Genomic DNA, 16,921 nt, shown 5'->3' with positions numbered 1-16,921 from the left:
GCTCCTCGTCCATCCTTCCATCAACGTCAGAAGGCAATGGCGGTTTTCGAAACAGGAAAAGTGGCGGTCCGCGCACGAAAACGCTCAAATCTAGTCAAACTGGCCGATAAATGCAACACGTCCCCACGATCTCAGCGTATTTTTTTATGGCCGTCCACCACCGGCAGACGAAGCATAAACGTCAGCAAAATCGCCAGAATCACCAATAACAAGGCTCTAACCCAGTTGATTTTAATCAGCCAGAGGGAGAGCGCAAAGGTCAATAAAATAACCATAACCGCTTTCCATTTCGCTCCGGGCGGCAAAGCCCGGTATCGCTGCCAATGACGCAAATATCCCCCGAACCAGGAGCGATACAGCAGCCAGTGATGAAAACGCGGCGACGAACGGGCAAAACACCAGGCGGCCAACAATAAAAAGGGCGTGGTCGGCAACAAAGGCAATACGATGCCCAACGTTGCCAGAACGACGGCCACCCACCCTATGACAATCAGCACCGCGCGATACATATTCACCTTTTGTCCGTTCGCTGTTAATGGGTAAATAAAGCGCCCCCCGGCCAATCACACTCTATCATCAACATCGGCCGTCTGTTAATGGCGGTGCGGAAATCAGCGTATCCCGGTGAATAAGTTGTGTCGGACGTTATTCCCGGGCAAGCTAGGCTATCGGCTTAGGCAAGCCAATATATGTATAGGGAACAGAGTGAACACCCACAAACTGCTGCTGGCGCTTGAACAACAAATCGACACGCTGGCGAAAGCGATCGCGCCGCTGGCGGATAAGCCCGTGGCGCAATCACGTTTCGACCGTCAGCTGTTCAGCAGCTATGGCACACGGCTGAAAGATTATTTCCATGAGGTTGAGCAGAATCTGCAATCCATCAGGCAGTTGGTCGCCGAGCAGCGTTCCGAGCGGGTGTCGTTTATGGCCGACAAACTGGTGAGGCAAATCACGGCGCTGCAACGCGAACTGGCGACGCAGTCTTTACGACGTCAGGAGCGAGAGACGGCGACGCCATCGCCGGACCTTTACCATAAGCTGGCCGAACACCAGGACTATGAGCGGCGCCTGCTGTCGATGATCCATGACCGGGAAAGCCTGTTGAACGCTGAAACGCGGTTGGGCGAGCAGCAGCGTCTGCAAAAAGAGCTGGCGGCGCTGGAAGGACGGCTGGCCCGATGCCGCCAGGCCCTGTCACGCCTGGAGCGAGTAATTGAACGCCGGGAGCAGGGATTGTAAATTCCGGCGGGTTATTTTTATTCTCCGCTATATTTATGCAAGCTTGGAAAGGAGGGGGACGGAAATGTCACTGGAAAATGCGGCTCCGGAAATCAAGCTGGCGGTCGATCTGATTATGCTGCTGGAGGATAACCACATCGACCCGCAGGTGGCGCTGGCCGCCCTGGAAATCGTGCGTAAGGATTTTCAGCAAAAAGCGCGGCGGGAAAAAGGCGACGCGGTCGACTAGGCCCCGTTCGGCACGGAGAATCAGCCCTCCTCTCTTCTTACCGAATGGGCTTCCGTTGGCGCAGACTGACGAAACGACGCGCTGAAGCGCAGCATATCGATAAAGGAATCGACCAGCACCGGGGCGTCCCGCGCAAGATCGAAGCTTTGCGGCATAAACAACCAGTTTTCCATCAGGCCGGAAAAATAAGCGCGCAGCGCGACGGCGGCCCGACGCGGCTGAATATCCTCGGGCAGCAAGCCCATGCGAATACAGCGCATTAAATGGCTTTCAATATCGGAGTAGCAGCCGAAATAAAGCTCCTTGCGGGCGTTGAAAGAGGGTAGCATTTCACCGACGAACTCACATTTATGAAATACAATCTCCATCATCAATCGCCACTGATTGTCATTCGCCGTTAAACGAAGCATATAAATCAACAGCTCACGCATCACATGGAGTGGATTATCAGGAAATTTTGTTTGATACTCTAATTCGAACTGACTGAGTTTCAACTCGGCCTGAATCCATATTTCGTCAAACAGTTCGGCTTTATTTTTAAAATGCCAGTAAATGGCGCCGCGGGTTACCCCAGAGGCGGCGGCAATGTCAGCCAGCGATGTTGCGGACACGCCATACTCTGAGAACACTCTCAACGCTGCATCCAGTATCTGTTGTCGGGTTTCCTGAGCCTGCTGTTTGGTTTTTCGTGCCATATCGTTGTATTTGAAACAAAGGATGATTTACATACATTCGAGTATGTATGTAACATAGCATCAACATAAGATTATCGCAGCAATGGGTTTTAAAGCGCGTGATCCATTGGTCAATTTCAAATCGGATACTTGAGGTTTATCTATGAACAAAAACAGAGGGCTAACGCCTCTGGCGGCAGTTCTGATGCTTTCTGGCGGCTTAATTCTCGCGGGATGTGATAATAGTGAACAACAGGCAGGGGCGCAACAACAGCCTCCCGAAGTCGGCATCGTAACGCTGAAAGCGCAACCTCTCAATGTGACGACCGATTTGCCAGGCCGCACCAACGCCTATCGTATCGCGGAAGTCCGCCCCCAGGTCGGCGGTATTATTCTCAAGCGTAACTTTACCGAGGGCAGCGACATCCAGGCCGGTTCATCGCTCTATCAAATCGATCCGGCGCCTTATCAGGCCGATCACAATAGCGCCAAAGGTTCACTGGCTCAGGCTAAGGCAAGCGCCGAAATCGCCCGACTGACGGTAAACCGCTATAAACCGCTGCTGGGAACCAACTACATCAGCAAACAGGATTACGACCAGGCCGTCGCCACGTTGCGTCAGGCCGACGCCAGCGTACAGGCCGCCCAGGCCGCGGTGGATAATGCGCTAATCAATCTCGCCTACACCAAAGTCAACGCGCCGATATCCGGCCGGGTGGGTAAATCAACGGTGACGGAAGGCGCGCTGGTTTCCACCGGCCAGACCACCGCCTTAACCACCGTACAACAACTCGATCCGATTTACGTCGATGTAACCCAATCAAGCAATGATTTCCTGCGCCTGAAAAAAGAACTGGAAGACGGCTCGCTGAAACAAAGCGAAGGCAAAGCCAACGTTCGCCTGCTGCTGGATAACGGTTCTGAATATGCGCAGCCCGGCACGTTGGAATTTTCCGATGTCACCGTGGATGAAACCACCGGTTCTATCACTCTGAGGGCGATTTTCCCTAACCCGCAACACGATCTTTTACCCGGCATGTTTGTCCGCGCGCGTCTGGATTCCGGCGTGAAAGACGACGCATTGCTGGCTCCACAGATGGGCATTACCCGTAATGCGCGCGGCGAGGCAACCGCAATGGTCATCGGTGAAGGTGATAAGGTTGAGATTCGCAACGTGACCACATCAAAGGCTGTGGGTAATAAATGGCTGGTCACCGACGGTTTGAAAGCGGGCGATCGTATCATTGTGACCGGTTTGCAAAAGATTCAACCCGGCATTCAGGTAACAGGAAAAGAAGTCGCTCAAGATAACGAACAGCCGCAGCAGTCCCAGGCTGAACCCGCGAAGTCTTAACAGGAGCCGGTAATTAATGGCTAATTTTTTTATAGATCGACCCATTTTTGCATGGGTAATCGCCATCGTGGTGATGTTGGCCGGAGCCTTGGCGATTGTGAATTTGCCTATCGCCCAATACCCGACAATCGCGCCCCCAGCGATTGAAATTACAGCAACCTATCCAGGGGCGGACGCCTCAACGCTGCAAGACTCGGTAACCCAGGTTATCGAACAGAATATGAACGGTATCGATAACCTGATGTATATGGCTTCCAGCAGCGACTCATCAGGTACGGTTCAGATTACGCTGACCTTTGAAGCGGGAACCGACCCTGATATCGCGCAGGTCCAGGTGCAGAACAAACTCCAGTTGGCAATGCCGTTGCTGCCGCAGGAAGTTCAGCAACAGGGCGTCAACGTTCAGAAGTCCAGCAGCAGCTTCCTGCTGATCGCCGCCTTTATCAGCGAGGACGGCAAAATGACCCAGCAGGACATCGCCGACTATGCGGCCGCCAACGTGCTGGATCCCATCAGCCGTACCAACGGCGTCGGTGACGCCCAACTGTTCGGCGCCCAGTACGCCATGCGTATCTGGCTGGATCCGAACAAGCTGAACAACTATCAACTGACGACCGGTGACGTCACCTCGGCCATTACCGTGCAAAACAACCAGATTGCCGCCGGTCAGTTGGGCGGTTCGCCGCCGGTCGCCGGCCAGCAGTTGAATGCGTCGATCATCGCGCAAACGCGGCTGAAATCGCCGGAAGAGTTCTCCAATATCTTACTGAAGGTTAACGCCGACGGTTCGCAGGTACGCCTGAAAGACGTGGCGCGCGTCGAGCTTGGCGGCGAAAGCTACGACATCATTGCGCGCTACAACGGCCAGCCAGCCGCCGGTATCGGGATTAAACTGGCGACCGGCGCCAACGCGCTGAATACCGCTTCGGCGGTAAAGGCCGAGTTCTCTCGTCTGCAGGAGTTCTTCCCGAGCGGGCTGAACGTGGTTTATCCCTATGACACCACGCCTTTCGTTAAAATCTCTATTAACGAAGTGGTGAAAACGCTGGTGGAAGCCATCGTGCTGGTGTTCCTGGTGATGTACCTGTTCCTGCAAAACTTCCGCGCCACCCTGATTCCAACCATCGCGGTACCTGTCGTACTGTTGGGGACATTCGCCATCCTGTCGGTATTCGGCTATTCCATCAACACGCTAACCATGTTTGCGATGGTTCTGGCGATCGGGCTGCTGGTGGATGACGCCATCGTGGTGGTGGAAAACGTCGAGCGTGTGATGGTGGAGGAAGGGCTCCCGCCCAGAGAGGCCACCAGGAAATCGATGGGGCAGATACAGGGCGCTCTGGTCGGTATCGCGCTGGTGCTGTCGGCGGTATTTGTGCCGATGGCGTTCACCGGCGGCTCAACCGGCGCCATCTACCGCCAGTTCTCTATTACCATTGTTTCCGCCATGGTGCTATCGGTGCTGGTGGCATTGATTTTAACGCCGGCGCTGTGCGCCACGCTGTTAAAACCGGTCGCCAAGGGCGATCACGGCGTCAAAACGGGCTTCTTCGGCTGGTTTAACAAACTGTTTGATAAAAGCACGCATCACTATACCGACAGCGTCGGTAATATTCTGCGCAGCACCGGCCGCTATCTGTTGCTCTATCTGCTGATTGTTGTCGGCCTGGCCCTGCTGTTTATGCGTCTGCCCAGCTCCTTCCTGCCGGAAGAAGATCAGGGCGTACTGCTCAACATCGTGCAATTGCCGGCCGGCGGAACGCAGGAAAATACCCAGAAAGTGCTGGATAAGATAACCAATCACTATCTGGAAAATGAGAAAGACACGGTTCAATCGGTGTTTTCCGTCAACGGTTTCGGCTTTGCCGGACGCGGTCAAAACGCCGGCCTGGCGTTTGTCAGCCTGAAAGAGTGGGACGAGCGTAGCGGCTCGGAGAATAAGGTGGCCGCTATCGCAGCCCGAGCCAACGCCGCCTTCAGCCAGATCAAGGAAAGTATCGTTATTGCCACCAACATCCCGGCGATTGTCGAACTGGGAACGGCGACAGGGTTTGACTTCCAGCTTATCGACCAGGCTAACCTGGGACATGAAAAACTTACCGAGGCGCGTAACCAACTGTTGGGTATGGCCGCGCAGCAGCCGGATACGCTAGTGCAGGTACGCCCCAACGGCATGGAAGACACCCCGCAGTTCCGGCTCAATATCGATCAGGAAAAGGCGCAGGCGCTGGGCGTAGCCCTGTCGGATATCAACGCCACGCTGGCAACGGCGTTGGGCGGTACCTATGTGAATGACTTTACCGACCGCGGCCGGGTGAAGAAAGTCTACGTGCAGGGTGATGCGCCGTTCCGTATGCTGCCGGACGATATCAAAAACTGGTATGTGCGCGGCAGCAACGGTCAGATGGTGCCCTTCTCCTCGTTCTCGACAACCTACTGGGAATACGGCTCGCCGCGTCTGGAACGCTATAACGGCCAGCCGTCCATGCAGATTCAGGGGGCGGCCGCACCGGGTAAAAGTACCGGTGAAGCCATGGCGCTGATGGAAGAGTTCGTCACCAAGCTGCCGCAGGGCATTGGCTATGAATGGACCGGTATGTCCTATCAGGAACGGCTGTCCGGCAACCAGGCTCCGGCGCTGTACACCATCTCGCTGATTGTGGTGTTCCTGTGTCTGGCCGCTCTGTATGAAAGCTGGTCGATTCCCTTCTCGGTCATGCTGGTCGTGCCGCTGGGGATTCTGGGCGCGGTGGTTGCCGCCTCCATGCGCGGGCTGGAAAACGACGTCTACTTCAAGGTGGGCATGCTGACAACCATTGGGCTATCGGCGAAGAACGCCATACTGATCGTCGAATTCGCCAAGGACCTGATGGAGAAAGAAGGCAAAGGCCTGATCGAGGCGACGCTGGATGCGGTGCGCATGCGTCTGCGCCCCATCCTGATGACCTCCCTGGCCTTTATCCTCGGGGTTGTGCCGCTGGTTATCAGCTCTGGCGCAGGTTCCGGCGCGCAGAACGCCGTTGGTACCGGCGTAATGGGCGGGATGATTACCGCAACCGTGCTGGCCATCTTCTTCGTTCCGGTATTCTTCGTGGTGGTGCGCCGCCGCTTCAGCAAGAAAAACGAAGAGGCGGAGCAACCTGATCAGCATATAGAGCATCGCTAATCCGCTTTCTGATAATAAAAGGCCGCAACCGCGGCCTTTTTTTTACCCCCCCTTCCCCCTATTGCATACCTCGCGCAACCCATGCTCTGAGCCAGCCTCGACCCGATAAATATCATGGTTGATCTTCACAACAAAAAAGCGCAACATTGAGTTATGTTATAACATAACAATTGAGGCGATATGAAAACAGGTATTCATCCTGACTATCGAACCGTGGTGTTTCATGATACCAGCGCCGATAGCTATTACAGGGTCGGTTCAACCATCAAAACCGAGCGCACCATCGAATTGGAAGGCGTGAGTTATCCCTACGTCACCATTGATGTTTCTTCTGCGTCCCATCCTTACTACACCGGGAAACAGAAAGAGTATGCCAAAGAGGGCAGCACCGCGCGCTTTCAGCAGCGCTTTGGCCATTTTTTCAAATAAACAAGCGAGGAGATTCAAATGCAGGTGCTTAGCTCGCTGCGCTCGGCGAAAAACCGTCATAAAGACTGCATCGTGGTACGCCGCCGCGGACGTATTTACGTAATATGTAAAACCAACCCGCGCTTTAAGGCCGTACAGGGCAGGAAAAAGAAAAAAGGCTAATCCATTTCCTGTAACAATTCACCACGGCTCTGTTATATCTGTAATAGAGCCTTTTAAAGCACAAGAATAAAACCATAAAAAACAATAAGATAAAAATAATTCTTGCCTATTTCCTTATCCCCGCGGGTAACCGGCCATCTTCCTCAGGCCATCGAAACGCGATCTATCTACAAACCTGTTTAATAAACTAATATCAATATTACGCATGCACTATTCCCTTACCGAAAAGTCTTGTGATTTAATCATTACAAATAGCGTAAAAAACCTTCTCTAATGTCCGCGAATCTTGGCGGCTCTTTTGCTATAGTTATATACAGTGCGACATGAACTGTGTCAGCGCGGCATGCCATCAGCGTCACTTGTTTTCATTAAAACCAAAAGATATTCTGTGATATCGGGAGGTGCAAAAAGCCATTGCGGGCTAAATTGTGGTTGTCGAAATCCCAGACGTTGAAATATTGCNGATGAGCTTACACAGGTAAGTGATTCGGGTGACTGAGCGCAGCCAACGCACCTGCAGCTTGAAGTATGACGGGTATAGACACCATGATTGTAGAAGCATGGTCAAGACTATTCTCTTATGAGTTTTGTCAGTCTGCCTGTCTGTCAGGCGTTACTGAATAACGGCTTAACGGAGGGATTGATATGGATGAGTACACACCCAAACATTATGATATTGCCCAACTCAGATTCTTATGTGAAAATCTATGCGATGAAAGCGTTGCAACGTTAGGCGATAGCAGTCACGGCTGGGTCAATGATCCAACATCTGCGATCAACCTCCAGTTAAATGAACTTATCGAGCATATAGCTACATTTATTCTGACTTTTAAAATAAAGTATCCTAATGAAAGCGAGCTTTCTCAGCAGGTTGAACAGTATTTAGATGATACCTACGTACTATTTAGCAACTACGGCATCAATGATGCCGAGCTGCGCGGATGGCAGAAATCTAAAAAAAGATTATTCGGAATGTTCTCAGAAGGGAACATCTGTACGCCTGCTAAAACTTAAGCAATAATTTATCTTATATTTATTAACCACCAGGTACTGTTCGCATAAAGGCCAACATGAAAAAAATCGATTATTTGATGCGTTTGCGTAAATGCACAACCATTGACACACTGGAACGCGTTATAGAGAAAAACAAGTATGAGCTCTCTAACGATGAACTGGAGATGTTCTATTCCGCGGCAGATCATCGTCTGGCAGAACTGACGATGAACAAACTTTATGACAAAGTCCCTACCGCGGTGTGGAAATACGTCCGTTAATTTTTGACGCAAAGTACATAAACCTAGATATAAAATACATTGCGCCGATAACATTATCGGCCTTTGTTTTTATTGTCTTTTTAACGCCTGAATAAAGCAGCATTTGTAACAAACTGTATTTCTGATAAAAGAAATAATTAGAATACTGATTTTTTATAAAGATTATTAAATCGATATATCTTATCCCCAATCAGCAATAAAACAGATATACCCTAAATAATTCGAGTTGCAGGAATGGCTTGCAGAGTGAATCGCGGGTAGAAATTGGTGGAGGCCCTGCCAGCTACATCCCGGCACACACGTCTCCTGCTGCGGCTGCTTCCTTCCGGACCTGACCGAGTCCACAGGTTAGTGTTGCGGGAGAACCGACAGGGCCCCCATTGACAGTGCTCCGCCAAACATTCGTTACAACAGAGCGACGGGCATTATGGGTGATGGACAGGCCAATTGCAAGCTACCGCCGTCTGAACGTTGTTTTCTTGCCCAGCACGCTATGCCACTATAGGTTTTCTACATTATTTACATCAATCGAAATACAGGAAGCCTTGGATGACAGGGGAAAATGACAATTTTCGCCAACGCGTTTTTCAAATCGTGGCCGCGATCCCTTACGGGAAGGTGGCGACCTACGGCGATGTGGCGCTGCTGACCGGCTCTCCTCGAGCATCCAGACAGGTCGGTGGGGTGCTAAAACGCTTGCCCGAGGACAGTAAACTCCCCTGGCACAGGGTGATCAACCGCAAAGGCGAGATATCGCTGGTCGGCGGCGACCATCGGCGTCAGAAATCAGCGTTACGGGCTGAGGGCGTGAGCTTTACCCGAGAAGGGAGAATCGATCTTGACAGGTTCCGTTGGCGGTACGCGCCGTAAAACCGCGGCGCGTACCGTTTGGATAAATCACCAGGCGGATTGAACCGGTTGTGATGGCGTTATCGACGGCGGTTCCGACGACAACGGCGCCGAGCTGTGCGCGGGTAAAGGCACGGAGGGTACCGGCACCAGGACCAGATCGGCATTATTCACGCCGTTGGTGATAACCGGTAAAACATTCTCCGTCACCAGCACCACTCGGTTATCTATCGCCACGGCCGCGCTGAGTAAAATTCGGGCTTTAGGTTGGATATCGGCCGGATTATACGGCAACACAAACTGGAAAGGCGCCTGTTTCCCCTCGATACGGGTTGCTCGCTGGGTAATCACTTTTGAAGGCGCATCCGCCAGCGACGCATCGGATACCGTCACCGTTACCACCGCATTAGCCGGTAAAGCGATGCGCTGACGAATATTCACCGTCCCGGTGACGGCCGGCTGGGATATGGTTGCATGCTGAGCGGAAGTGGAGGTTACCGGCGCGCCGGTATGAGGAGAAACGCCATAATCACTCTTATCTGCACAGGCTGTCAACGTCATCGATACCATGATTCCACCTGCGATATGCCATAATTTCATGCGATCAGTCTCCTTTTATTATTGTCGGAATGCCGGTATCAAAGAAACCGACTTTCGCTATACCCAATAGAGTTCAGGGTGCGGGAAAGCAGCAATCAAATCCCCCCCAGGGACCGGGAACACACCTGCAACCTGAAAAACGAAGGGTATAAGTAGTATGGGTTACTTAATAGAATAATGATGGTACAAAATTCTGATATTTTCCTGGTTTATGATTTAAATTACCTATATCAACCCGTTAGCCCCCCATTTAAAATGCGTGATGGGTTTTCTCTTTCTAAATAACGTGTAACCAATGAGGCCGACTGCATGAGCCAGGCATTAAAAAACCTTCTCGACCTCCTTAATCTGGAAAAAATTGAGGAAGGGCTATTCCGGGGACAAAGCGATGATTTAGGACTGCGGCAGGTCTTTGGCGGACAGGTGGTAAGCCAGTCGCTGTCAGCAGCCAAACAGACCGTGCCGACGGAGCGCGGCATCCATTCATTTCACAGCTACTTCCTGTTGCCGGGCGATAGCCGAAAAGCCATTATTTATGATGTGGAAAATCTGCGCGACGGCAATAGTTTCAGCGCGCGTCGGGTCAGCGCCATCCAGAATGGCAAGCCGATTTTCTATATGACGGCCTCATTCCAGAGCCATGAAGAGGGCTTTGAACATCAAAATGTGATGCCGGTGGTTACCCCGCCGGAAGAGCTCAGCTCGGAGCAGGATATTGCGCAAAGCATGGTTCACCTGCTGCCGCCGCAGTTTCGTGATAAGTTCACCCAGCCGAGACCCATCGAGATGCGCCCGGTAAAATTTCATAACCCGCTGCAAGGGAAAGTGGAAGAGCCGATACGGCATGTCTGGTGCCGCGCCAACGGCCCGTTGCCGGACGATGAACGCGTGCATCAATATCTGCTTGGCTATACATCCGACTGCAATTTTCTATTAACCGCATTGCAGCCGCACGGCGTCGCCTTTCTGGAACCGGGTATACAGATTGCCACCATTGACCACTCGATGTGGTTTCATCGCCGATGCCGTCTCGATGACTGGCTGCTGTATAGCGTGGAAAGCACCTCCGCCTCGGGCGCCCGGGGGTTTGTGCGCGGACAGTTTTATACCCGGGAAGGCGTACTGGTCGCCTCCAGCGTACAGGAAGGCGTTATGCGCCGCCTCTCTGTGGGCAAATAGCCGACGGGCCGTAGGGTGACGGCAGGAAGCCCGTCATAAAAAATCGCCGGGAGCGATTTTCAACGTCGCTTGCGACGGCCCGTAGGGTGACGGGCAGGAAGCCCGTCATAAAAAAACAGGGCGCGGGATAACCTCCGCGCCCTGCCGATCAAGGTATATTCACACTACTTACTGGTTGTAAGCATTCTCGCCATGGCTGTTGACGTCCAGACCTTCGCGCTCCTGCTCTTCCGGCACGCGCAGCCCAACGACCAGATCGGCCACTTTGAAAGCGATGAAGGCCGCCACGCCGGACCATACGAAGCAGACAATAACGCTAAACAGCTGTACCCAAACCTGGTGAGCCATGGTCACGCCTTCCGCATACCCCGTACCGCCCAGAGACGCGGAGCTGAATACGCCGGTCAGAATACAACCGACGATACCGCAGACGCCGTGAACGCCGAACACATCACAGGGGTCATCAACGCGCAGCCATCTTTTCAGTACGGTTACGCCCCACAGGCCGGCAAAACCACCGGCCAGGCCGATAATCAGCGCCCCGCCGACGCCCACCGTCCCGGCGGCTGGCGTAATGGCGACCAGACCGGCGATACAGCCCGAACAGGCTCCCAGCAGCGAAGGCTTACCGCGTACCAACCACTCGCCGGCAACCCATGCCAAAATCGCCGCGGCGGTCGCCACAACCGTATTCAGGAAGGCCAGACCGGCAATCTCATTTGCCGCACCGGCGGAACCGGCGTTAAAGCCGAACCAACCGATATACAGGATCGCCGTACCGATAAACACCATCGGCAGATTGTGCGGCTTCAGCGCTTCTTTACCGAAACCGGCACGTTTGCCCAACAGATAGGCGCCGACCAGACCGGCAACCGCGGCGTTGATATGCACCACCGTACCGCCGGCGAAGTCCAGCGCGCCGTCAGCGGCCAGATAGCCGCCGCCCCACACCATATGGGTCATCGGCAGGTAAGAGAACGTCAGCCACAGCGCGACGAAGATCAGCACCGCGGAAAAACGGATACGCTCGGCGATGGCTCCCACAATCAGCGCCACGGTGATACAGGCGAAAGAAGCCTGATAAGCTACGTGCACGTACTGATAAAATGTACCGGTAATCGAATCAACGGCAATTCCCTTCAGCAGGAAGTTGGAAAAACCGCCGAAGAAAGCGTTACCTTCGCTAAAGGCCAGGCTATAGCCGTAGACGACCCATAAAATACACACCAGCGCAAAAGAAATTATCACCTGTGACAGCATGGAAAGGACGTTCTTGGCGCGAATCAAACCGCCATAAAACAGCGCGATTCCAGGTATAGTCATAAAAAGTACCAGCGCGGTACAAATCATAATAAAAGCATTATCCGCTTTATCGATCGTTGGTGCCGCGGCCATCGCCCAGGACGGGAGCAAAGCAGCCACACCAAGACCCAATGAGGAGACAAGTTTTTTCATTTTCATCCATCCCTATTTACGCATCTAAGCCAGGTGTTAAAGTGCGGCTTCGTCAGTTTCGCCAGTACGAATACGAATAACCCGTTGTAATTCAGCAACAAAAATCTTACCGTCACCAATTTTTCCGGTATAGGCCGCTTTGCTGATGACATCAATGACTTCGTCCAGTTGATCATCGGCAATCGCGATATCGATTTTCACTTTCGGCAAAAAATTAACGCTGTATTCCGCGCCGCGATACAGCTCGGCATGCCCTTTCTGACGTCCAAACCCCTTCACTTCAGTGACGGTAAGTCCCTGAATGCCGATGGAAGACAAAGCCTCACGCACATCCTCCAGCTTGAATGGTTTTATCACCACAGTAACCAGTTTCATTTATCATCCCCCTAACCGTTAAGTTCAGACTTTCGCCCGCCGCTATCTCGGATTACTCTCATTTCGAATTATCTTCACGCGGTAAATAAAGCAAAGGGTGTGCCATAAATGATTTATCCGACGGATATCAGCGCAAAGAACGCGGTTCAGGTCTGTTAACCGGGGGAAAAATCATCACTGGAGAAAAAAAACCAAAAAAGCAGGGGCACAGGACGCACCACGACAGTGCGCTGCGCCTATTTTCAGTGCATAAAGACGAAAAACCGCATGAATATGCTTGGTGATGGTGCGAAGCCGCCGGCTGCCTCCGGTTTTCGCTTGTACTTATGAGTGCATCCGGTCACGGCACAGCGGCAGATTCGTTAGTCAGCGCAACCGCCAGCTCTTCTCCCGCCAGCTGCAGCTGGTACATCTGGTAATAACGCCCCTGTCGGCGCAGCAACTGCTCGTGGGTGCCCTGTTCGACGGTCTGTCCGTGGTGGAGCACCATAATGGCGTCGGCCTCGACGATCGTCGAAAGCCGGTGAGCAATGACGATCAGCGTCGTTTGGTCGCGGATGACGCTCAGCGCTTTCTGCACCGCCTGTTCCGTACCGGAATCAATATTCGCCGTGGCTTCATCCAATATCAGGATTTTGGGAGTTTGCACCAGCACCCTGGCGATCGCCAGCAGCTGTTTCTGCCCGGTGGACAAATTATTCCCCTGCTCCCCAATGCAGGTATGCAACCCCTCAGGGAACGAACGCACCAGTTCGGATAGCTGCACAATATCCAGCACCCGCCATACTTCCTCTTCGCCGATATCGCGCCCCAGGGTGACGTTGGTATACATGGATTCGGCCAGCACCACCGGATCCTGCTGCACCATGGCGACATTCTGGCGCAATACCTGATGCGACAAGGTTTGCAGCGGACGCCCATCCAGACGAATTTCGCCTTTATCCGGCGAATAATACCCCATCAGCAGATTGGCCAGGGTGCTTTTGCCGCTGCCGGTGTGCCCAACCAACGCCACGAACCCGCGCGCAGGGATAGTCAGGGAAATATGTTGCAAGACGTTTTTGCCGTTTCCATATGAGAAGGAGACGTCGTCGATCTCCACGCGCCCCTGAGTAAGCATGCGCTCATCGCCGCCGTAACCTTGCTTCACGCCGTCCATCAGCTCAAAGATGCGTTCGCCGGCCACCACCGCCTGCTGCAGCATGGACTGCTGAGTGGTCAGTTCAATTAGCGGTTCATTTAGACGCCCCAGGTAATTGATAAACGCATACAGCACGCCGACGCCGACCGATCCCACTGCGCTAAAACCAAATTGCAACAACAGACCGCATAGCACCATGGCGGAAAACAGGCTGAGCAACGGGCGTAACAGGAACCCGTCAAGGCGCAGCGTCTGCATGCGCGCCCGATAATGCTCCCGGCTGGCGCCGCCCAGCCGTTCACCGAATCGCGCCTGCTGGCGAAATTGCTGAATCACGCCCATGCCGTTGATCACTTCATTGAAGCCGTCGTTGATATCCGCCAGATGGCTGCGTACCCGACGCACAATCGGCGTACTGTAGCGCTGATAGATCAGCATAACGATCAGCACCGCCGGGAAAATAGTCAGGGCCACCAGCGCCATCCGCCAATCCAGGCTGAACATCGCCACCAGCATGGCGCTAATCAGCGCCGCGCTGCGCAATGCCGTCGATACCACCATGACGTACAGATCCTTCACCACCTCGGTGTCGTTGGTGACGCGCGATATCAGTTGGCCTACCGGCTGGGTATCAAAAGTACTGAGCGGCTGACGCAACGCCGCATCCATAACGTCGATGCGCAACTGCTGCACCACCCCGACCGCCACCCGGTTAAACAATAGTCGCTGGAAATAGTGCAGCGCCGCCGCCAACATCTGCAACAACAAATAGGCAGAGGCCAGTCCCGCCGCCAACGCCAGCGGAAACTCCCCCTGCGCCACCAGATGGTCGATGAAATAACTCACCAAAACCGGGCCGGAAACCTCGGCGGCGGCGGCCACCCAGAGCATCACGACGCCCTGCGCCAACGGCTTGCGCCACGGCGAGCCATAGGCCAGCAGCCGTTTTAACGTCGGCCAGAGCTTGCGCGGGCTATTCATCCTTTTCCCCTTCGGCCGACGGCGCGTCATCCAGCGCGGCCTCCAACTGTTGATAACGGTACATATCCCGATACCAGCCGGATTGCGCCACCAGCTCGCGGTGGCCGCCGCTCTGGATGGCATGTCCATGCTGCAGGACCAGGATCTCGTTCGCCTCCGTTAACGCGGAGAGCCGATGGGCGCTGATAATCAACGTTCGCTGTCCGCCCCATTGCTTAAGATTCCGCAGAATGCGATGCTCCGTTCGCCCGTCAACGGCGGACAGGGCGTCATCCAGAATCAGAATTTCCGCCTCCAGCAACAGCGCCCGGGCGATGGCGATACGCTGCTTCTGACCGCCGGACAGCATAACGCCGCGCTCCCCCACTTCGGTGTCATATCCCTGCGGCAAGCGCAGAATATCCTCGTGCACGCTGGCAAGCCGGGCGGCCTGCTCTATCTGCTGCCGGGTGGCGTCGGGCCGTCCCAGGGCGATATTGCGGGCGACGGTATCGGAAAACAGGAAAGGGGTTTGCCCCACGACGGCAAAGCGGTGGCGCAGTTCATCCAGACGAATGTGCGACAGGGGAAGGTTGTGATAGCGAATATCCCCCGACTCGATATCGAAATGGCGAAGAATAAGCGCCAGCAGCGTACTTTTGCCGGAACCGGTAGGCCCGCACAGCCCGAGCACCTCCCCCGGTTTGAGCGTAAAGCGGAGATCTTTCAGCACCCCGCGCGGGCTCTCAGGGTAATGAAACGCCTCAATATCGACCTCGAGCGCGCCGCGCCCGGCCGGCAAAGATTGCGTACCGTCCATCACGACGGGCGCCTCCGTCAGCAGTTGGCGAATACGGCCATACGCGGCGCTTCCGCGCTCGACGATATTGAACATCCAGGCCAGCGCCAGCATCGGCCATATCATCAACCCAAGGTACATAACAAAACTGGTCAATGTCCCCAACGTCAACGAGCCGTTGACCACCATCCAGCTGCCGCCGCCGATGGCCAGCAGATGCGACAGCCCGATGGCGATGTAAATGGTGGGGTCAAAACGCGCGTCAACCCGGGCGACGTACATATTTTTGGCGCCCGCATCCGCCGCAACCTGCGCAAAACGCGCCGACTGATAGTCTTCCAGACCAAACGATTTAATCATTCGGATGCTGGTCAGCCCTTCCTGTGCCTGATCGTTCAGCGAGGAAAATGCCGCCTGAGCCAATTTAAAACGCTGATGCAGCTGCGTACCGTAATGGTTGATAATCAGCGCCATAACCGGCATCGGCAGCAGCGCCAGCAACGTCAGCTGCCAGCTTATCTGGGTACACATGACCACCAGCACGGCGCACCCCATCACCAGCGAATCGACCAGCGTCAGCACCCCTTCGCCGGCGGCGAACACCACGCGGTCCACGTCATTGGTGGCGCGGGCCATCAAATCGCCGGTGCGGTGGCGTAAATAGAAAGCGGGATGCTGACGGCTGAGCTGGCGATAAAAATCTTCGCGCAGTTCAACCGCCAGTTGATAGGCCGCGCCAAACAGCAACACGCGCCAGACGCAGCGCAGCAGATAAACCATCACCGCGGTCAGCAGCATAACGCCTATCCACTGCATCATCTCGGCCGTGGGCATATTGCGTTGCGTGACGCCATCGACCACCACGCCAACCAGTCTGGGAGGGAGCAGTTGCAGAACGGCAATCACAATTAGCAATGCCACCGCGCCGATATAGCGCCGCCATTCACGGCGAAAAAACCAGCCTAGTTGAGCAAACAGTCTCACGCAGTTTTGATTCCAATATTCAGAGGGGGTAAATGAACCCGGGAAAATG

The 16,921-nt window shown here is 54.1% G+C and carries 17 protein-coding genes and 1 other RNA gene; 10 read left to right on the top strand and 8 right to left on the bottom strand.

All coding sequences use genetic code 11. The annotated features are described in order from the left end of the window. Positions 1–131: 131 nt before the first annotated feature. The gene (locus tag DDT56_RS04230; protein WP_136165408.1) at positions 132–509 is read right to left on the bottom strand and encodes a DUF454 family protein; all 378 of its coding nucleotides are present in this window, start codon (positions 507–509) and stop codon (positions 132–134) included. Positions 510–705: 196 nt separating this feature from the next. Between DDT56_RS04230 and priC the strand changes: the two genes are divergently transcribed. Both priC and rsmS read left to right on the top strand, forming a co-directional pair. Beyond that, positions 706–1,242, top strand: a complete 537-nt coding sequence (gene priC / locus DDT56_RS04225; RefSeq protein ID WP_136165260.1) for a primosomal replication protein PriC — start codon at positions 706–708, stop codon at positions 1,240–1,242. Positions 1,243–1,306: 64 nt separating this feature from the next. Then, positions 1,307–1,471 (top strand): pleiotropic regulatory protein RsmS, encoded by a 165-nt coding sequence (gene rsmS, locus DDT56_RS04220; RefSeq protein ID WP_136165259.1) that lies wholly within the window; start codon positions 1,307–1,309, stop codon positions 1,469–1,471. 20 nt (positions 1,472–1,491) lie between these two features. Here rsmS and acrR read toward each other — a convergent pair whose 3' ends face one another. Continuing rightward, a complete protein-coding gene (acrR, locus tag DDT56_RS04215) occupies positions 1,492–2,166 on the bottom strand; it encodes a multidrug efflux transporter transcriptional repressor AcrR (RefSeq protein WP_136165258.1) in 675 nt (224 codons plus the stop codon). Between the two features lie 142 nt (positions 2,167–2,308). Between acrR and DDT56_RS04210 the strand changes: the two genes are divergently transcribed. The 6 genes from DDT56_RS04210 to DDT56_RS04185 all read left to right on the top strand — a co-directional run bounded on the left by DDT56_RS04210 (position 2,309) and on the right by DDT56_RS04185 (position 8,530). Beyond that, the gene (locus tag DDT56_RS04210; protein ID WP_136165257.1) at positions 2,309–3,499 is read left to right on the top strand and encodes an efflux RND transporter periplasmic adaptor subunit; all 1,191 of its coding nucleotides are present in this window, start codon (positions 2,309–2,311) and stop codon (positions 3,497–3,499) included. 16 nt (positions 3,500–3,515) lie between these two features. After that, positions 3,516–6,665 (top strand): efflux RND transporter permease subunit, encoded by a 3,150-nt coding sequence (locus DDT56_RS04205; protein WP_136165256.1) that lies wholly within the window; start codon positions 3,516–3,518, stop codon positions 6,663–6,665. 180 nt (positions 6,666–6,845) lie between these two features. Further along, positions 6,846–7,094: a type B 50S ribosomal protein L31 gene (locus DDT56_RS04200; protein ID WP_136165255.1), complete on the top strand. Its 249-nt coding sequence runs from the start codon at positions 6,846–6,848 to the stop codon at positions 7,092–7,094. Between the two features lie 18 nt (positions 7,095–7,112). Continuing rightward, positions 7,113–7,256 carry a type B 50S ribosomal protein L36 gene (gene ykgO / locus DDT56_RS04195; RefSeq protein WP_136165254.1) on the top strand — a complete coding sequence of 48 codons (144 nt, stop codon included), beginning with the start codon at positions 7,113–7,115 and terminating at the stop codon, positions 7,254–7,256. A gap of 645 nt (positions 7,257–7,901) precedes the next feature. Next, the gene (gene tomB / locus DDT56_RS04190; protein ID WP_136165253.1) at positions 7,902–8,270 is read left to right on the top strand and encodes an Hha toxicity modulator TomB; all 369 of its coding nucleotides are present in this window, start codon (positions 7,902–7,904) and stop codon (positions 8,268–8,270) included. A gap of 56 nt (positions 8,271–8,326) precedes the next feature. Next, a complete protein-coding gene (locus DDT56_RS04185; protein WP_009114000.1) occupies positions 8,327–8,530 on the top strand; it encodes an HHA domain-containing protein in 204 nt (67 codons plus the stop codon). Between the two features lie 274 nt (positions 8,531–8,804). Here the strand turns inward: DDT56_RS04185 and ffs are convergent. After that, positions 8,805–8,901, bottom strand: an RNA gene (ffs, locus tag DDT56_RS04180) — signal recognition particle sRNA small type. A gap of 178 nt (positions 8,902–9,079) precedes the next feature. Between ffs and DDT56_RS04175 the strand changes: the two genes are divergently transcribed. After that, positions 9,080–9,400, top strand: a complete 321-nt coding sequence (locus tag DDT56_RS04175) for an MGMT family protein (protein WP_136165252.1) — start codon at positions 9,080–9,082, stop codon at positions 9,398–9,400. 27 nt (positions 9,401–9,427) lie between these two features. Here DDT56_RS04175 and DDT56_RS04170 read toward each other — a convergent pair whose 3' ends face one another. Beyond that, entirely contained in the window at positions 9,428–9,979 is a 552-nt protein-coding gene (locus tag DDT56_RS04170) for a YbaY family lipoprotein (protein WP_136165251.1), read from the bottom strand. A gap of 309 nt (positions 9,980–10,288) precedes the next feature. On the opposite strand from DDT56_RS04170, the gene tesB reads away from it, so the two are divergent. Next, the gene (gene tesB / locus DDT56_RS04165; RefSeq protein ID WP_136165250.1) at positions 10,289–11,158 is read left to right on the top strand and encodes an acyl-CoA thioesterase II; all 870 of its coding nucleotides are present in this window, start codon (positions 10,289–10,291) and stop codon (positions 11,156–11,158) included. A 168-nt stretch (positions 11,159–11,326) separates the two neighbouring features. Here tesB and amtB read toward each other — a convergent pair whose 3' ends face one another. The 4 genes from amtB to DDT56_RS04145 all read right to left on the bottom strand — a co-directional run bounded on the left by amtB (position 11,327) and on the right by DDT56_RS04145 (position 16,872). Next, entirely contained in the window at positions 11,327–12,613 is a 1,287-nt protein-coding gene (gene amtB, locus DDT56_RS04160) for an ammonium transporter AmtB (protein ID WP_168197570.1), read from the bottom strand. 36 nt (positions 12,614–12,649) lie between these two features. Then, positions 12,650–12,988 carry a P-II family nitrogen regulator gene (glnK, locus tag DDT56_RS04155; RefSeq protein ID WP_009114005.1) on the bottom strand — a complete coding sequence of 113 codons (339 nt, stop codon included), beginning with the start codon at positions 12,986–12,988 and terminating at the stop codon, positions 12,650–12,652. Between the two features lie 340 nt (positions 12,989–13,328). Beyond that, on the bottom strand, positions 13,329–15,110 hold the full coding sequence (locus tag DDT56_RS04150) for a SmdB family multidrug efflux ABC transporter permease/ATP-binding protein (protein WP_136165248.1): 1,782 nt from the start codon (positions 15,108–15,110) through the stop codon (positions 13,329–13,331). Continuing rightward, positions 15,103–16,872 (bottom strand): SmdA family multidrug ABC transporter permease/ATP-binding protein, encoded by a 1,770-nt coding sequence (locus DDT56_RS04145; RefSeq protein WP_136165247.1) that lies wholly within the window; start codon positions 16,870–16,872, stop codon positions 15,103–15,105. The genes DDT56_RS04150 and DDT56_RS04145 overlap by 8 nt, the downstream gene beginning before the upstream one ends. Positions 16,873–16,921: the final 49 nt, after the last annotated feature.

This window comes from Brenneria corticis, assembly GCF_003115855.1.
GTDB classification, from domain to species: domain Bacteria; phylum Pseudomonadota; class Gammaproteobacteria; order Enterobacterales; family Enterobacteriaceae; genus Brenneria; species Brenneria corticis.
Note: the sequence above shows the minus strand (reverse complement) of the source record. Positions and strands in the feature narration are given on the sequence as shown.